This is a genomic window from Thioalkalivibrio sp. ALE12 (assembly GCF_000381105.1).
GTDB lineage: Bacteria > Pseudomonadota > Gammaproteobacteria > Ectothiorhodospirales > Ectothiorhodospiraceae > Thioalkalivibrio.
This window is the reverse complement of record NZ_KB905911.1, coordinates 66,268-81,634: the sequence shown is the minus strand read 5'-3', so window position 1 is coordinate 81,634 and position 15,367 is coordinate 66,268. Positions and strand designations below refer to the sequence as shown.

Genomic DNA, 15,367 nt, shown 5'->3' with positions numbered 1-15,367 from the left:
CGTATCTCCCGGTGGGCGCTAGCGGCGGAAGGCGCCGAGCAGTGAGTCGAACAGCGAGTTGCTGACCGAGATGACCTGGGCCGCCGCCTGATAGGCCTGCTGGTAGCGGATCAGATCCGCCGCCTCTTCGTCCAGATTGACGCCGGACACTGCCTCACGCTGCGCCCGCGCCTGTGCCAGCTGCGCATCGGCGGACTCCTGCGCGACCTGGGCCTGCCGGGTGCGCGTGCCGACATTGGCCAGCAGGCTGTTGTAGCCATCCCCGAAGGTCCGGTCACCGCCCACCAGGCGCTGATCCGACAGCTCGTTCATCGCCAGCATGTTGCGATTGTCGCCGGGATACCCCTCGTTGCTGCTGACCTTGAAGATATCCCCGTCCGCAGGCGCACCACGGACCTCCATTTCCCATCCATTGAACTCAATGGTTGTCACACCATCCTCACTGAGCTCAAATTCTTCTCCATCGATCACGAAAGCGCCCCGGTCCCCGATGTCAGCATCGAACACAACCTCATCGGGGTCGTCCGCGGGTAGAGCTTCCAAATCGATGGTCGGGTCTGCTGCTCGCACAGACGCGATCGCGGCATCCCCGGCGTTGTCATCGCCAAGGTCGGCCCGCACGGCGCTGGCTGCAGCGATCCGACTAGGGTCGGTCATCTCCACCGACAGGTCGCGCGACCCATTGCGGGTCGGCTGGATCAGCCAGCCATCCCCTTCCACCTGTCCGCCAATCGTAGCCGTATCCACAATGATCCCATCCGCCTCAAGGACTCCATTGCCACTCGCTACGACCTCACCATCCGACAGCTTCCGTAGTTCATAGTCCGTACCGTTATAACTCAGGCGGTAATCGGACGTGGTCAGGTCGCGCACGTCTCCGAATTCGACAGACGGAACATCATCAGACTCATTGCCGGGGAATCCACGTACCGCCGGATCACCAATCCCGAAGATATCCGCGCCCAGATTGCCCTCCAGGTCCAGCCCGAGGTTGTTCTGCTGGTTGTATTCCGCCCCGATGCTCACCGCGAGCCGGCCCAGGGTGTTCTGGGCCTCGTCGATGATCCCGGTTCGGGTCTCCAGCAATGCACCCAGCTCGCCGCCCTGGATGAAGCGGGAGATGTTGACCGGATCACCACTGGTCTTCAGCCCGATGTCCGGGGAGCGCGGGTCGCCCGTGAGCGACTCGGCGACCAGCTCGCGGTTGTTGCCGCCCAGCACCAGGGCCTGGCCGTTGCCGACGAAGACGTTGACCGCTCCGTCATCCTGTTCGGTGATGCGGACGTTCACCTTCTCCGCCAGCTGGTTGAGCACCCGGTCGCGCTGGTCCAACAGGTCGTTGGGCGTCCCCTGTGTCGACTTCGACACGATCTCGCGGTTGAGCCCGGCGATCGCTTCGGTCAGGGAGTTGATCTCCTCGACGTTGGTGCGGATCTGGCCATTAATGATGTCGCGCTGCTCCTCGATGCGCCGGTCGATGGAGGCAAAACGCTCGGCCAGGGATTCCGCCTCGGTCAGGAAGACCGTGCGCGCGGCACTGGACGTCGGGTCGTTGGCCAGATCCTGGCCGGCGTCGAAAAAGTCCTGCAGTACCGGCGTCAGACCGGAACTGGAGCTTCCCAGCAGGTCGTCGATGCGCCCGGCCAGCGAGGCCTTCAGCTCGGCATTCGACTGATCCGAGATGGAGTTGCGCAGCTGGGTGTTCACGAAGTCGTCAGAGATGCGCCGAACCGTGTCCACCTGCACGCCCTGGCCCTGGAAGCTGCCCCCCAGGAACTGCGGCGTCAGGTTGGACAGCTCGGTGCGCTGCCGACTGTAGCCCTCGGTCGCGGAGTTCGCGATGTTGTTGCTGGTGGTGCCAATCGCGCGCTGGAAGGCCAGCAGCGCCGAGGTGCCAATCCCGGACGCGCTCATACCCGCGCCTCCCGCGAAACCGCTCGTTCAACCACCGGATTGGGCCATTTCTGCTTCATGCTCTACCCCTCGGTACGGGTAACGGCCGCATCGGCCGCGACTTGAGTCGATCCACTGCCCTGGTGCGCGGCCAACTGATCGCGCAGGCGCAGGACCTTGTCCGCATAGGCCGGATCCGTCGCGTAACCGGCGTCCTGCAGCTCGCGAATGTACTGTGCGTCATCCCCGGCCTGCAGGGCCCGGTGGTAACGCGGATTGTTGCGAATGAACTCGACGTAATCGGAGAACGACTCTGACGGATCGGCATAGGCACGGAAACGCGCCTGCTCCCTTTGCGCAACCCCCTCACGGAACTCGAGGGTGCCCACGGAGACCTGATCCCCGTTCCAGCGGCTGTCCGCCTTGATCCCGAACAGGTTAAAGCTCGGCTGGCCGTCGGCGCGCGACGGCACGTGCTGTCCCCAGCCGGTCTCCAGGGCACTCTGCGCCAGCAGGATGCCGGGTTCGACCCCGAGCTCCGCGGCCGCATCCCGCGCCAGGGGCTCCAGGCTCTGCACAAACTCGGCGGCGTCCCGCGGGGGCCAGGCGATGGGTGATGGCGCCGCCGCCCCCGCGCTCGGTTGCGGGGCCACAGCATCGGGGCGCTGCGGCCCCACCGGCTGCAACTCGGGCTCCACATCGCCCTGCAGTACGCGCAGGGTATCCAGTCCCGACCGCCGCTGCGGCAGTTCGAGTGCCGCCTGGCGATCCGGGTCATTCAAGGCCTCGGGATCGGCGGGTTGCTGCGCGGAGAGCTGGCGCATCAGGGCATCCCGCAGGCCGATGCCATCGCCCTGGCTCATGGCCTTGGCGAATTCCTGGTCCTGCATCTCCAGGTACATCTTGCTCTGGTCGTTGTCGAACAGGCCATCGCCCAGCGACGCCTCGCGCATCTGCTTGAGCATCTGGCCGATCAGCATCGCCTCGAACTCGCGGGCGACGGCCTCCAGGCCCTGTTGATCGCCCGAACGCGCACCCCGGGCCAGGTCCTGCAGACCACTGGGGTCAGAGGCCAGGGCCGCGCGGGCCTGCATCTGGGTATCGACGCCCGGGGTAATCATCAGATCACCACCAACTCCGCGCGTAGCGCGCCGGCTTCGCGAAGGGCCTCCAGGATCGCGACCAGGTCGCCGGGGGCGGCCCCCACGTTATTCACCGCGCGCACGATCTCGTCCAGCGAGGTGCCCGGATCGAACAGGAACATGGTGTTGTCGCCCTCCTCGATCGCGATGTCGGTATCCGGCTGGATCGCCGTTTCGCCCGCGCCGAAGGGCGCCGGCTGGACGACCTGAGGGGCCTCACTGATCGTCACCGTCAGGCTGCCGTGCGAGACGGCGGCCGGGGTCACCTGCACGCTGGAGCCGATCACCACCGTCCCGGTGCGCGAGTTGACGATCACCCGCGCCGGTGGCGCACCACGTTCAATCGGCAGGCGCTCCAGCTCCGCGACAAAGCCGACCCGGTGATCCGGGTTGGACGGCGCGCGCACGCGCACCGACGATCCATCCAGGGCATGGGCGACCCCCTGGCCGAAGGTATCGTTCACCGTCTGTACCAGGCGGTTGGCCGTAGTGAAGTCCGGGCGGTGCAGATTCAGGGTGACATGATCCCCCTGGGCAAACGCGGTCGGGACCTCGCGTTCCACCGTGGCGCCGTTGGGGATCCGGCCGACACTAGGCACATTCACGGTGATGCGCGAACCATCGGTCCCCTCGGCCCCGAAGCCCCCGACCACCAGATTGCCCTGGGCGATGCTGTAGGTCTGCCCGTCCGCCCCCTTGAGCGGCGTCATCAGCAGCGTGCCACCGCGCAGGCTGGTCGCGTTGCCCATCGACGAGACGGTCACGTCGATGCGCTGGCCGGACTTGGCGAACGGCGGCAGTTCGGCCGTGACCATCACGGCGGCGACGTTGCGCAGCTGCGGGTTGCCGGCATCCGGCGTCAGCCCGAGCTGGCCGAGCATATTGTTCAGGCTCTGCACGGTGAACGGCGTTTGGGTGGTCTGGTCCCCCGTGCCGTCCAGGCCCACCACCAGGCCGTACCCGACCAGCTGGTTCTCGCGCACGCCGGAGACACTGGCCACGTCCTTGACTCGCTCCATGTAGCTGCGCTCCTGCATCGCCGCCTGCTGCTGGATGGCGGTCTGCGCCGCCACCGAAGCGCTCCCCGGACCGGCCACCAGCAGCGCTACCAGAACCAGCAGGGCCAAGCGCCGCCAGTCGCCGAGCGCCACGATCCGGCGGTCGTTCGCGGGTTGTTTGAGGGATATCGAGTCCATGTCGTACCTCGCCGCGCGCACGCTGCGTCAGAAGGGCCAGATCGGGCTGTTAAAGAAGCGCGTGATCCAGCCGGGGGTGTTGCTGTCCGCCAGCACGCCGGAACCGCCGTAATAGACACGAGCGTTGGCGACCTGCGTGGAGAGCACGGTGTTGTTGGTGGTCACGTCCACCGGGCGCACGATGCCGCGAAAGCGCACGTATTCTTCGCCCTGGTTGATCCCCAGCCACTTCTCGCCCTGCACGACCAGGTTGCCGTTGGGCAGGACCTCGGCCACGGTCACGGTAATCTCGCCGTCGAGCTGGTTGCTCTGCGAGGAATCCCCCGAGCCGTCGAAGTCACGCGAGCTCGAATTGCTCGCGCCAAAAAGGGGGCGCCCGTTGAAGGTGGCATCGCGGCCGAAGGCCGACAGGTTCCCCAGGTCGAGATTGGAATCCTTGCCCGTGGAGGTCGACGCCGACTTCTGCGCGTTGGTGCTCTCCGCCAGGATCACGGTGAGGATGTCGCCCACGTTGCGCGCCTTGTAGTCCTCGAAGAGGCCCTGGGAATGCGCCGCCTGGTAGATCCCGCCATTGTTCTGCGACTGCGGGACCGGCTGGGCAGGCATCACCGGGCGATATTCCGGGTTGTCGTCCGGCTTGGTTGTTTGCGTGGCGGCGCAGGCGGACAGCAGCAGTGCGGCGGTCACGGCCAGGGCCGGGCGGAGAACGGTTCCGAGGCGCGTCATCACATCACCCGATGGTCTGGTTGACGAACTGCAGCGATTGGTCAGCCGCGGAGATCGCCTTGGAGTTCACCTCGTAGGCGCGCTGGGTCTCGATCATGTTCACCAGCTCCTCGGCGATGTTCACGTTCGAGGTCTCCAGCGAGCCCTGCACCACGGTGCCGGTCCCGTTCAGGCCCGGCAGGGACTGCTGTGCCACGCCGGACGCGGCGGTCTCGCGGAACAGGTTCTCGCCCACCGCCTGCAGGCCCGCCGGGTTCACGAAGTCCGCCAGCTGGATGTTGCCCAGCTCCACCGGCGCCGCCTGACCCGGGATCTGCGCGGTCACCGTGCCATCCTTGCCGATGGCCAGGGACTGCGTGTCCTCCGGTACGAACAGACCCGGCTGCAGCGGGTAGCCGTTGGACATCACGACCTGGCCGTCCGAATTCAGCTGGAAGCTGCCGTCGCGGGTATAGCCGACGTTGCCGTCGGGCAGCAGGATCTGGAAGAACCCGCGCCCCTCGATGGCGATGTCCAGCGAGTTGTCCGTCTGCTGCAGATTTCCCTGCTCGAACATCTTCTCGGTGGAGACGGCGCGCACGCCGGTGCCGATCTGCAGGCCCGAAGGCAGCTGCTGATCCTGGGTGGCCTGGGCGCCCGGCTGGCGCACGGTCTGGTAGATCAGGTCCTCGAATACCGCCCGGTCCTTCTTGAAGCCCGTGGTATTCACGTTGGCCAGGTTGTTCGAGACCGTCGACATGCGCGTGTGCTGCGCGTCGAGGCCGGTCTTGGCGATCCACAGTGCCTGGTTCATGGTGTTCTCCTGTTTTCTCTCAAGTGCCGCGCGAGTCCCGGGAAATTACCCGAGGCCCAGCAAGCGGTTACTGCTCTGTTCCAGCGTGTTGGCGCTGTCCATCATCTTCACCTGCATCTCGAAGTGACGGGACAGCTCGATCATTCGGGTCAGGGCCTCCACCGTGTTCACGTTGCTGCCCTCCAGCATTCCGGAGACCACGCGAACCTCGGCATCCGCCGGGGCCTCGCCACCATCCGCCAGGCGGAACAGGCCGTCATCACCCCTTTGCAGGTCGTCCGTATCGGGGTTGACCAGGCGGATGCGTTCCACGGCTGCCAGGGCCTCCGGACCCACGCCCAGCGGGCGCACGCTGATCGTGCCGTCGGTGCCAATCTCGATCTGCTCCGCCGGCGGGATGGCAATCGGCCCGCCATCCCCCAGGACCTGGTGGCCCTGCGCGGTGCGCAGCAGGCCGAAGGCATCCACATGCAGCGAACCGGCCCGGGTATAGCCCTCCTCCCCTTCCGGTCCCTGCACCGCGATGAACCCCTCGCCCTCGATGGCGATGTCCAGATCACGGCCGGTGCTCTGCATCTTGCCCTTGCTGAAATCCACCGCCTCGTTACCCACCTGGGTGTAGTCCCGCGAGGCATAGCCCGGGCCGCGTACCGGCACCGTATCCGCGGTGGCCAGGGCCTGGCGGAAGCCGTCGGTGTTGGCGTTGGCGAGGTTGTGATTGTTGATGGCCTGTGCGTGCATCGTCTCCTTCGCACCGGACATCGCGATGTACAGAAATCGATCCATGCTCAAGCCCTCTTTACCTACTTATCCGTTACTTAGCGGATATTGATGATCGTCTGGGTGACCTGGTCGGCCGTGGAGATCGTCTGCGCATTCGCCTGGAAGTTGCGCTGCGCGGTGATCAGGTTCACCAGCTCCTGGGCGATATCCACGTTCGAGGCCTCCAGCGCCCCAGCCTGCACCGACCCCAAGTTGCTGGATCCGGGCCGATCCAGGCGCACATCACCTGCTGCAAAGGTTTCGGCCCAGTTGTTGTCACCCAGCTGTTCCAGGCCCTGCGGATTGGGGAAATTCGCCAGCGCAAGCTGACCCAGCTCCGTCGACTGCCCATTGGTGAAACGAGCGAACACCACGCCGGTTTGATCGATGTCGATACCGGTGAGCTGTCCAGAGGCAAAACCGTCCTGGTTCAGGTCATTGACGGAAAAATCTCCGCCGAACTGGGTCGTACCGTCGAAGCTGATATCGAATTCCAGATCATCTGCCCCGTCCAAGCTAGTGCCCGGGACGAATAATCCCTCTGCAGCGGGACTAACACCGTTCAACTGACCGCTTGGGCCAAAGTCCAGTGTTAGCGCAGATGCCGGTGTACCAGGAGTAGCCGGGTCATCTGGATACTGAACCTCTACCAGCTCACCATCGTCTTGACGCACCGCGACATGGGCGTTCCACTCGTTCTGCCCCGTCTTCACGAAGTAGAGGTTGGCGTCCCGCGCAATGCCCAGAGAGTCATACATCGTGAGCGAGGTCGAGAAGTTGTAGGTCTCCGGATCCTCGAGATCAAAATCGTCCGGATCGGCACTCAAAGCCGGCGCATCCGAACGCAAATTGATCAGTGCCTCGAGATTCTCGGTGGCCTGGGGCGCGGCCGTATCGGTTTGCAGACGCAAGTCCCCGAGATTCGTACCACCCGCCTCGTCATAGCCCTGCAGGCGCAGGCCCTGGTTGTTCACCAGGTACCCGTCGCGGTCGACCTGGAAGGCCCCCGCCCGGCTGTACACCGTGCTGCCCTGGTCGTTCAGGACGAAGAAGCCCTCGCCGTTGATCGCCAGGTCCAGGCCGTTCTCGGTGAACTCGGTCCGTCCCTGCGAGAACTGCTGGGTGACCGCCTGCAGTCGTGTGCCGGAGCCGATGGCTGTCTGGCTGATCCCGCCGAAGCTCTGGGCGAACACATCGCCGAACTCGGCACGGGAACGTTTAAACCCCGTGGTCCCCGAGTTGGACACATTGTTACCGGTGGTCTGCAGATCGGCCTGGGCCGCGTTGAGTCCGCTCAATCCGATATTGAAGGGCATGGGGTGTTTCCTCCGTCAGGGTTCTTGTTGCGGGGCGTCAGCCGCCAATCCGCCGTACATCCGAAAAGCTGATCTCGCCCAGGCCCTGCACGGTCAGTGCCAGCCCGGAGTCACTGCCCACCGCGACGCTTTCCACGCGGGCATCCAGAAAGGTATCCACGGCCTCCGACTGGGTCCCGGAGCGGGCCGTGGCCTTGAATTCGTAGACGCCCGGTGGCGCGAAGGTGCCGTCGTCGCGCATGCCGTCCCAGGTGAACTCCTGCAGGCCGCTGCCGGCAGCGCCCATATTCATGCGGCGAATGCGCTCGCCATTCGGGCTGTACACGTCGATCTGCAGCTCTTCGGTGGCGCGCTCCAGATCGACCGCGCCGTTCACCCGCCCGTCGGGCCCCAGTTCGCCAAACTCGACGGGCACCAGTACATCCTTGCCAACCAGCGAAGCCGCCTGCAGCGTCTGGTTCTGCCCCAGGGACTGCGCCAGCTTCTCGAAGGACTTGGACAGCTGCTCGATGCCGGTCACGGTGGAGAACTGCGCCATCTGGCCGAGGAAATCACCGTTATCCATCGGCTCCATCGGGTCCTGGTTCTCCAGCTGGGTGGTCATCAGCTTGAGGAAGTCGGACTGCCCGAGGCGGTCCATCTCGCCTTCCGGCTTCTTCTCCGGGCGCGACAGGCCGAGGCGATCCAGCAATTCGGGGGAAATCTGTGTCATGGCGGGCTCCTCTAGCCTTGGCCGATCTGCAATGTGCGCTGGAGCAGCTGACGCGAGGTCTCCATCACCTCGACGTTCGCTTCGTAGTTGCGCGAGGCGGACATCATGTTGGCCATCTCCTCGACCACGCTGATCGCCGGGCGGAAGATGTAGCCCTCCTCGTTCGCCTGCGGGTGGTGTGGCTCGTAGTGGGCCTGTGGCGGGGCCTGCGACTCGGTCACGCCGGCCACCCGCACGGACGTCGCCGCACCATTGGGGTTGGCCTGATCCATCACGCTCTGGAACAGCACCTGCTTGGCGCGATACGCCTCGTCCGGGTTGGTGGCGGCGGTGTTCGCGTTGGCCAGATTCGAGGCCACGGTATTCAGGCGCACCGACTGCGCCGACAGCGCCGAAGCCGAGGTATTGAACAGACTGAACATATTGCTCACGACATCGATCTCCCGATCAGGCCCGCGTTAACGGTCGCCCCTCAGGGCTTCGCGGATGCCGGAGACCCGGCGATTGAGGAATTCCAGACTGCTCTGGTACTGGATCGCGTTCTCGGCAAAGGCGGCACGTTCCATCTGCGGATCCACCGTGTTGCCATCCAGGGACGCCTGCGAAGGGACGCGATAAAGCGCCTCGGCCTGCCCGTTCATCGCCCCGGCATTGGGGTCGATATGCGCCGCCTGGCTACGCGCCATGGGCAAGTGATTGCCGCTCCCAGCCGCGGACTCGAGCACCGCGCGAAAGTCGATATCGCGCGCCTTGTAGTTCGGGGTGTCCGCATTGGCGATGTTGGAGGCCAGCAGCTCCATGCGCTGGGCGCGCACGTTGACCGCCTGCGGCAGGATGCCCATCGCCTTGTCGAGAGAGAGACTCATCGTTTCCGTCCTGTCCGCCCGTGGCGGACCCTCGCTACCAGAACCGGGACGCAGCCATTGCGGCCCTTTGCGAGGAGACCGATGCAATCGCTATGCCAGCGACGGGAATCCGTCTCGGCTGGGGACGCCCTTAGCGGGAAACGTGGGAAGGGGGCAATTCGAGTCGCGGCCGCATTGCGCGGGCGTTTCGGACCTGGCGGCCCTGCGACGGAGGGGCGTCAGGATTTGAGCCGGAGGACCGAGCCGTAGTCGGTGCGAACCGTCTCGAAGGCCTTGGTGTACGGGCCGGCCGTCTCCGAAGCGCCAAGAAACAGATAGCCGCCCGGATTCATCTGCCGGGCAATACCGTCAAGAACCTGTCGCTTGGTCTCGCCGGAGAAATAGATCAGCACGTTGCGGCAGAACACCAGGTCGAACTTGCCCAGTGCCGCGTAGCTGTCGATCAGGTTGAGCTTCTGAAAACGACAGCGCCGCTGGACCTCGGGAACGACCTTGTGGCCGTCCGTCACGGTCTCGAAGAAGCGCGCGCGGCGGCTCTCGCTCAACCCGCGCACAATACTCAGGCCGTCGTAGACCGCCCGCCGGGCGTCATCCAGGATCTTCTCCGACAGGTCCGTCCCCAGGATGGATACCGGCACCTTGCGCGGGGGGCGGGATTCCTCCCACTCGGAGACGACCATGGAGATGCTGTAGGCCTCCTGGCCACTGGAACAGCCGGAAGACCAGACCTTGATGCTGCTTCCCTTCGCAGCCAGCTCCGGCAACAACACATGCCGGAGGATCTCGAACGGAAAGCCATCGCGAAACCACGAGGTTTCGTTGGTCGTCATCGCGTCGATCACACGGGTGCGCAGCCGCGGATTCGGGGCTTGCCGCATCGCGTGCAGGAGCTCCGGCACGCTCTTGAAGTCGAACTCGTCGAGCAGCCGGGACAGTCGGCTCGACACCAGATACTGACGGCTGTCACCCAGCACCAGGCCGCAGCAGTCCTGCAGGAAGCGGGAAAACTCCTCGTAATCGCGGGAATCGATCACCGGTTCATCCCCGAGCACAGTCCATGGTGATTAGCATCCTGATGACGAGTCCTTGACAGCGGCGCCCGCGCCACGAAACGCAGGGGGAATCCCCGGTAGCGGGTTTCAGTATACGGTGTCGCAGGCGGGACACGACACTGGGCCCTTGTCGGCCATGTGACGCCGCCCCGGCCTTGCCGGGCGGCAACCCCGTTCCCCCCGGCGGTCATTCGACCTGTTGATCCTCGCGCCCGGTCTGGTCGAGCACCGCGTTGGCCAGTTCGTCGGGGTTGAATTTCGAGAGAAACGCATCGGCCCCGGCGCGCTTGACCATGTCGGTATTGAACTCGCCGCTCAACGAGGAATGCAGCAGCACCTTCAGATCTTTCAGGGCGGGATTGTCCCGGATCCGCGCCGTCAGCGTATAGCCGTCCATGCGTGGCATCTCGATGTCCGAGATCACCAGCTCGATCTGGTCGCGAACCGGGCCCTCCCCGGCCTTCTGCTCCAGGAAGTCGAGCGCCTCCTGACCATCCTTGAAAACCTCGTATTCGAACCCGAGACCGCGAATCGCCCCCTCGATCTGCTTGCGCGCCACGACCGAGTCGTCAACGATCACGACCTTGCGCCCCCCCGCTGGCGTGGCGTCCGCTCGGATGGACTCGGAGACCTCGGTCGGCAGAGGATTGACGATCGAAAGCACCCGTTCCACGTCGATGATCTCGACCAGCTTGTTGTCGATCTCGGTGACCGCGACCAGGAAGGACTCGCGCCCCGTACCACGCGGAGGGGACTTCACGTCCTGCCAGTTCACATTCACGATCCGGTCCACGGCCGACACCCAGAACCCCTGAACCGAACGGTTGAACTCGGTGACCACCACCTTCTGGTCGCCGCTGTCGCTGGCACCGGCCGCGCTGCGCAGGCCCATGGCGCGCGCCAGATCGATAATCGGCACCGTGCCGCCCCGCAGCGTAGCCACACCGCGCACCACACTCATCGACCCCGGGATCTGGCGCAGCGGCGGCGACGGGATCACCTCGCGCACCTTGAACACGTTGATTCCGAAGGTCTGTGATCCACCCAGGTGGAACAGCAGCAGTTCCATCCGGTTCTGACCCACCAGCTGCGTTCGCTGGTTCACATCGTCAATGAATTGACTCATGGTGCTGCTCTCCTTGTCCCGCGCCCATCTGCCGCGAGCCGCTCCCGGGAGCTCAGTGTGCACCGCGCACCCCCGGGCTGTCATTTGCAATCGCCTGTATGCGCCTTCTGGCGCCGCTTCCCAGGGATAACGGCATTGAACGCCGGGCCTTGAGTCGGGCACCGCCCGGACAACTGGCATCAAACCTGCATAGCTTCGGGTCCGCGAACGGACGCGGCAGACCCGGGGTATTCCCTCGGGCGGCGAGGACCGGCATATGCATCCACATACAACCTGTACATCACGCTGCATCCCCATGGGGCTCATGGCTCTCGTGGCGTGGTTCGCGCTCTCCGTGCCGGCCCACGCCGAGATCCACCCCGTTGCGGAGATCCGCGCGGCCGCGGAACAGTTTCTGTTGCAGGAGCTGGACGCCGAACATAGCGACGACATCAATATCGAGATCGGCCAGCTCGACAACCGGCTCCGGCTGGCCTACTGCCATGACGGACTCAACGCCCGTTTCCCGCCCGGCGGCCGCCGCGACGGCAATACCGCGATCCACCTTCAGTGTGCGGGCCCGGTCACCTGGCAGCTGTATGTCCCGGCCACGGTGGAACGTTACGCTCAGGTGCTGGTGGCCAGTCGCAACCTCCCTCGCCAGCACACGCTGACCAGCGGCGATCTGCGCTTCCAGCGCATCGAGACGTCACGCCACGCGGGCAGTTATCATGAAGACAAGTCGGCCCTCATCGGTCAGCAGACCCGGCGCAGCATTCGTCCGGGCCAGATCATCGGCACACAGCACGTCACCCAGCGCGAGATCGTCAGCCGCGGCCAGCGGGTCACGATCCTTGCCGAAAACGGCTCGATCGCCATCCGCATGCAGGGCGAGGCCCTGGAAAACGGCAGCCTCGGGGACCGCATCCGGGTCAAGAACACCTCGTCCGGGCGCGTGGTCGAGGGCGAAATCCAGCCCTCCGGGCACGTCCGGGTGACACTTTGATGCCGACTCTGTGATCGGTGTTACAAAAACCACCGCCACAGGGCTACAGTTTCAGCACACGCGGCCGTAAACACTTGCAGCACAGTTACAACGACAGGACGGCACAATGGATATCAAGGGCCTCAACACGAACAGTCTGCGCCCCGACGGCCAGAGCTCCACGGTCAAGGGCCGCGAGGACTCCAGCGGCGCGCCCAACCGGGCGCAAGAGTCGGATAGCGCCGCGACCACCGGTAACGATTCGCTTACCCTGACCGGCGCCGCCCAGGCGATGAGTTCGGCCGCCAGCGCCGGCGAGAACGCCCCGTTCGACGCGGCGCGTGTGGCCGAGCTGCGCGAGGCGATCGCCAGCGGCAACTACCCGGTGGACAACGAACAGCTGGCCGACCGCATGATCGACCTCGAGCGCCTGCTGCGCTAATCACGGACCTCACCGATGAACACCGACACGCGCCATCGCCTGCTGCGCTCCCTGGAAACCTCGATCCGGCTGGCCCACCAACTGGAAGAGGCCCTGATCCAGGAGACCCGCGCGGTCGAGGCGCGCACCCCGGAGACCCTGCAGGAGGTCGTGGCGACCAAGCAGGGGCTGCTGCAGGACCTCGAGACCGAGACCCGCCAGCAGCGCGCTATCGCCGAGGCCGCGAGCGAGTCATTCACACCCGAGGGCATGGCCCGCCTGCTCTCGCGCATGGACGACGGTGCCGTCCTCAACGATCACTGGCAGGCCCTGCGCCAGTCCATCGAGCGCTGCAACACCCTCAACCAGGGCAACGCACGCCTGATCGATCGCGATCGCCAGCGCGTGGAGCTCTCCATGCAGATCCTGCGCGGCGAAGAGGCCGGCCCGGCGGCGACCTACGACCCCTACGGGCGCACCCGCCCCAACACCCGTGGCGGACGCCGTATCACACAAGCCTGATGCAGCTTATTCGCACCGATGCTGGCATTTCGGATGCTCGACCAGTACCTTGCGTCCTCACACCCAGCTAACGTCACGGACGCATGGACGAAACCGACTACACGGTCGACAAGCCGGACCGGATCGCCGGCATTCTCAAGGACCTGGACCACAAGCTCACCCTGGTCAGCGTCCGGCTCGACGCCGACGGCCCGCTGTACACTTCGGCCCTGGTCCGGCTGGACCCCGCCGCGAAGGAACTCTTTCTCGACGAACTGAATCCGCCGCGCGCGCACCAGCATGTCACCTCCGGTATGCCCCTGCGGGTATTCGCCGCGCTGCGCGGCGTGGCCGTACGCTTCTCCACCACCGTGGCCCGGATCGAACATGAAGAAGGCGGCGCCCTGTACGCCTGCCCCTACCCCGAAACACTGGAGCATCTCCAGCGCCGCGAAACCTTCCGCGTTCACATCCCCATGGCCCAGCGCCCGCAGATCGAACTGCGCGCGCCCGGCTGGAAGGACCCGGTCATCGGCGAGCTCGTCGATCTCTCGGGCCAGGGCATGTGCATCGAGCTGGCCACGGCCACGCTCGACACGCTGGAGACCGGCACCACCCTCGCGTTCACCAATCTGCTGCTCCCCGACGTCAGTGAGCGGCTCTCGGGCGACCTGCGCCTGGCCAACCGGCGGCGCAGTACGCGGGAGGGCTACGAATACGCCGGCTTCGAGATTGTCGGGATGACACAGTGGCTGGAGCGCCAGACCAACCTCGCCTTGCTGCATTACCAGCGCGAGGCGCGTCGCCGCTCGATGGAATAGACCCGCCCGGACAAACTCGGACGTCAGACACAAAAAAGGCCGCTACAAGCGGCCTTTTTCATGCTTCCTGTTTGGTCGGGACGGCAGGATTTGAACCTGCGACCCTCTGCACCCCATGCAGATGCGCTACCAGACTGCGCCACGCCCCGAAGCCGCGAACTATATCCGATTCCCCGCCGTCACGAAAGCACCCAACACCGCCAAAGCGAACCGAGCGCCCATCACGGCACACGAGTGTTTAGTTCACCACAGAGTGCACGGAGGACACAGAGAAACGCGTGAAAACGGAAGGCATCGATGGCTCGCGGATTCGGAGACGGGATGCGCCGCAATGGATGCGGCCCTTTAACCCGCGACCAGACCCGAAAGACCTTCTTCGTGAACTTCGTGCCCTCTGTGGTTCAAAAAGACTTTCTTAACGCGGGCACAAGGAAGGTCAGGCGCGGAGCGTGCGCAGTACGGACTCGAGCTCGGAGATGGTGTCCTGGATGATCTGCTGGGCCTGCTGGCGATCGCCCTTCGCTTCGTCACCGGAGAGCTTCTGGCGGGCCCCGTTGATCGTGTAGCCCTCCTCGTACAGCAGAGCCCGGATCTGGCGGATCAGGATCACGTCCTGGCGCTGATAGTAGCGGCGGTTCCCGCGGCGCTTCACCGGCGCCAGCATCGGGAATTCCTGCTCCCAGTAGCGCAGCACGTGCGGCTTGACCTGGCACAGCTCCGCCACCTCGCCGATCGTGAAGTAGCGCTTGCCCGGGATCGCGGGCAGTTCCTGGTGGTTACTCGCCTCCAGCATAGCTCTCTACCCGCTCGCGCAGTTTTTGCCCCGGGCGGAAGGTAACCACGCGTCGCGCGGATACCGGGATCTCCTCGCCCGTCTTCGGATTGCGTCCCGGACGCTGGTTCTTGTCGCGCAGGATGAAGTTGCCGAAGCCCGAGAGTTTTACACCTTCGCCTGCTTCCAGCGACTGGCGCATCTCCTCAAAGAACATCTCGACGAATTCCTTGGCCTCGCGCTTGTTGAGACCCAGTTCCTCGTTTAGCACGGCGGCAAGATCCGCCTTGGTAACAGCTGCCAT

Annotated in this window: 18 protein-coding genes and 1 tRNA gene; 4 read left to right on the top strand and 15 right to left on the bottom strand. The window is 65.0% G+C overall.

Features of this window, described 5'->3' with window-relative positions:
- Positions 1 to 18: 18 nt before the first annotated feature.
- The 12 genes from flgK to F614_RS0110925 all read right to left on the bottom strand — a co-directional run bounded on the left by flgK (position 19) and on the right by F614_RS0110925 (position 11,584).
- Positions 19 to 1,914 carry a flagellar hook-associated protein FlgK gene (gene flgK / locus F614_RS0110980; protein ID WP_018867340.1) on the bottom strand — a complete coding sequence of 632 codons (1,896 nt, stop codon included), beginning with the start codon at positions 1,912 to 1,914 and terminating at the stop codon, positions 19 to 21.
- A 62-nt stretch (positions 1,915 to 1,976) separates the two neighbouring features.
- A complete protein-coding gene (gene flgJ, locus F614_RS0110975; RefSeq protein WP_018867339.1) occupies positions 1,977 to 3,014 on the bottom strand; it encodes a flagellar assembly peptidoglycan hydrolase FlgJ in 1,038 nt (345 codons plus the stop codon).
- Positions 3,014 to 4,231: a flagellar basal body P-ring protein FlgI gene (locus F614_RS0110970; protein WP_018867338.1), complete on the bottom strand. Its 1,218-nt coding sequence runs from the start codon at positions 4,229 to 4,231 to the stop codon at positions 3,014 to 3,016. The genes flgJ and F614_RS0110970 overlap by 1 nt, the downstream gene beginning before the upstream one ends.
- Positions 4,232 to 4,258: 27 nt before the next feature.
- Complete coding sequence (gene flgH, locus F614_RS0110965) at positions 4,259 to 4,957, bottom strand: flagellar basal body L-ring protein FlgH (protein ID WP_018867337.1); 699 nt, start codon at positions 4,955 to 4,957, stop codon at positions 4,259 to 4,261.
- 4 nt (positions 4,958 to 4,961) lie between these two features.
- The gene (gene flgG, locus F614_RS0110960; protein WP_018867336.1) at positions 4,962 to 5,750 is read right to left on the bottom strand and encodes a flagellar basal-body rod protein FlgG; all 789 of its coding nucleotides are present in this window, start codon (positions 5,748 to 5,750) and stop codon (positions 4,962 to 4,964) included.
- Between the two features lie 45 nt (positions 5,751 to 5,795).
- Positions 5,796 to 6,536 (bottom strand): flagellar basal-body rod protein FlgF, encoded by a 741-nt coding sequence (gene flgF / locus F614_RS0110955; RefSeq protein WP_018867335.1) that lies wholly within the window; start codon positions 6,534 to 6,536, stop codon positions 5,796 to 5,798.
- 32 nt (positions 6,537 to 6,568) lie between these two features.
- The gene (gene flgE, locus F614_RS0110950; RefSeq protein ID WP_018867334.1) at positions 6,569 to 7,828 is read right to left on the bottom strand and encodes a flagellar hook protein FlgE; all 1,260 of its coding nucleotides are present in this window, start codon (positions 7,826 to 7,828) and stop codon (positions 6,569 to 6,571) included.
- A 37-nt stretch (positions 7,829 to 7,865) separates the two neighbouring features.
- A complete protein-coding gene (locus F614_RS0110945) occupies positions 7,866 to 8,540 on the bottom strand; it encodes a flagellar hook assembly protein FlgD (RefSeq protein WP_018867333.1) in 675 nt (224 codons plus the stop codon).
- Between the two features lie 11 nt (positions 8,541 to 8,551).
- The gene (flgC, locus tag F614_RS0110940; protein WP_018876821.1) at positions 8,552 to 8,971 is read right to left on the bottom strand and encodes a flagellar basal body rod protein FlgC; all 420 of its coding nucleotides are present in this window, start codon (positions 8,969 to 8,971) and stop codon (positions 8,552 to 8,554) included.
- 27 nt (positions 8,972 to 8,998) lie between these two features.
- A complete protein-coding gene (gene flgB, locus F614_RS0110935; protein ID WP_038028802.1) occupies positions 8,999 to 9,406 on the bottom strand; it encodes a flagellar basal body rod protein FlgB in 408 nt (135 codons plus the stop codon).
- Positions 9,407 to 9,624: 218 nt separating this feature from the next.
- Entirely contained in the window at positions 9,625 to 10,440 is an 816-nt protein-coding gene (locus F614_RS0110930) for a protein-glutamate O-methyltransferase CheR (protein ID WP_026279283.1), read from the bottom strand.
- Between the two features lie 205 nt (positions 10,441 to 10,645).
- Positions 10,646 to 11,584 (bottom strand): chemotaxis protein CheV, encoded by a 939-nt coding sequence (locus F614_RS0110925; RefSeq protein WP_018867329.1) that lies wholly within the window; start codon positions 11,582 to 11,584, stop codon positions 10,646 to 10,648.
- 295 nt (positions 11,585 to 11,879) lie between these two features.
- On the opposite strand from F614_RS0110925, the gene flgA reads away from it, so the two are divergent.
- The 4 genes from flgA (at position 11,880) to F614_RS0110905 (ending at position 14,291) form a co-directional block, all read left to right on the top strand.
- Positions 11,880 to 12,569, top strand: coding sequence for a flagellar basal body P-ring formation chaperone FlgA (gene flgA, locus F614_RS0110920; RefSeq protein WP_018877830.1), 690 nt, complete (start codon positions 11,880 to 11,882; stop codon positions 12,567 to 12,569).
- 106 nt (positions 12,570 to 12,675) lie between these two features.
- Complete coding sequence (flgM, locus tag F614_RS0110915; protein WP_019558896.1) at positions 12,676 to 12,990, top strand: flagellar biosynthesis anti-sigma factor FlgM; 315 nt, start codon at positions 12,676 to 12,678, stop codon at positions 12,988 to 12,990.
- 15 nt (positions 12,991 to 13,005) lie between these two features.
- On the top strand, positions 13,006 to 13,491 hold the full coding sequence (locus tag F614_RS0110910; RefSeq protein WP_018882378.1) for a flagella synthesis protein FlgN: 486 nt from the start codon (positions 13,006 to 13,008) through the stop codon (positions 13,489 to 13,491).
- An 83-nt stretch (positions 13,492 to 13,574) separates the two neighbouring features.
- Positions 13,575 to 14,291 carry a flagellar brake protein gene (locus F614_RS0110905; protein ID WP_018867325.1) on the top strand — a complete coding sequence of 239 codons (717 nt, stop codon included), beginning with the start codon at positions 13,575 to 13,577 and terminating at the stop codon, positions 14,289 to 14,291.
- A 72-nt stretch (positions 14,292 to 14,363) separates the two neighbouring features.
- Here F614_RS0110905 and F614_RS0110900 read toward each other — a convergent pair.
- The 3 genes from F614_RS0110900 to F614_RS0110890 all read right to left on the bottom strand — a co-directional run bounded on the left by F614_RS0110900 (position 14,364) and on the right by F614_RS0110890 (position 15,367).
- Positions 14,364 to 14,440: transfer RNA gene (locus tag F614_RS0110900), tRNA-Pro, on the bottom strand.
- 287 nt (positions 14,441 to 14,727) lie between these two features.
- A complete protein-coding gene (locus F614_RS0110895; protein WP_018867324.1) occupies positions 14,728 to 15,084 on the bottom strand; it encodes a MerR family transcriptional regulator in 357 nt (118 codons plus the stop codon).
- The gene (locus F614_RS0110890) at positions 15,068 to 15,367 is read right to left on the bottom strand and encodes an integration host factor subunit alpha (RefSeq protein WP_018867323.1); all 300 of its coding nucleotides are present in this window, start codon (positions 15,365 to 15,367) and stop codon (positions 15,068 to 15,070) included. The genes F614_RS0110895 and F614_RS0110890 overlap by 17 nt, the downstream gene beginning before the upstream one ends.

Excerpts from the sequence above, each read along its gene's own strand:
- flgK (WP_018867340.1), bottom strand. The coding sequence starts at position 1,914 with ATGAGCGCGTCCGGGATTGGCACCTCGGCGCTGCTGGCCTTCCAGCGC.
- flgJ (WP_018867339.1), bottom strand. The coding sequence starts at position 3,014 with ATGATTACCCCGGGCGTCGATACCCAGATGCAGGCCCGCGCGGCCCTG.
- F614_RS0110970 (WP_018867338.1), bottom strand. The coding sequence starts at position 4,231 with ATGGACTCGATATCCCTCAAACAACCCGCGAACGACCGCCGGATCGTG.
- flgH (WP_018867337.1), bottom strand. The coding sequence starts at position 4,957 with ATGACGCGCCTCGGAACCGTTCTCCGCCCGGCCCTGGCCGTGACCGCC.
- flgG (WP_018867336.1), bottom strand. The coding sequence starts at position 5,750 with ATGAACCAGGCACTGTGGATCGCCAAGACCGGCCTCGACGCGCAGCAC.
- flgF (WP_018867335.1), bottom strand. The coding sequence starts at position 6,536 with ATGGATCGATTTCTGTACATCGCGATGTCCGGTGCGAAGGAGACGATG.
- flgE (WP_018867334.1), bottom strand. The coding sequence starts at position 7,828 with ATGCCCTTCAATATCGGATTGAGCGGACTCAACGCGGCCCAGGCCGAT.
- F614_RS0110945 (WP_018867333.1), bottom strand. The coding sequence starts at position 8,540 with ATGACACAGATTTCCCCCGAATTGCTGGATCGCCTCGGCCTGTCGCGC.
- flgB (WP_038028802.1), bottom strand. The coding sequence starts at position 9,406 with ATGAGTCTCTCTCTCGACAAGGCGATGGGCATCCTGCCGCAGGCGGTC.
- F614_RS0110925 (WP_018867329.1), bottom strand. The coding sequence starts at position 11,584 with ATGAGTCAATTCATTGACGATGTGAACCAGCGAACGCAGCTGGTGGGT.
- flgA (WP_018877830.1), top strand. The coding sequence starts at position 11,880 with ATGGGGCTCATGGCTCTCGTGGCGTGGTTCGCGCTCTCCGTGCCGGCC.
- flgM (WP_019558896.1), top strand. The coding sequence starts at position 12,676 with ATGGATATCAAGGGCCTCAACACGAACAGTCTGCGCCCCGACGGCCAG.
- F614_RS0110910 (WP_018882378.1), top strand. The coding sequence starts at position 13,006 with ATGAACACCGACACGCGCCATCGCCTGCTGCGCTCCCTGGAAACCTCG.
- F614_RS0110905 (WP_018867325.1), top strand. The coding sequence starts at position 13,575 with ATGGACGAAACCGACTACACGGTCGACAAGCCGGACCGGATCGCCGGC.
- F614_RS0110895 (WP_018867324.1), bottom strand. The coding sequence starts at position 15,084 with ATGCTGGAGGCGAGTAACCACCAGGAACTGCCCGCGATCCCGGGCAAG.
- F614_RS0110890 (WP_018867323.1), bottom strand. The coding sequence starts at position 15,367 with ATGGCAGCTGTTACCAAGGCGGATCTTGCCGCCGTGCTAAACGAGGAA.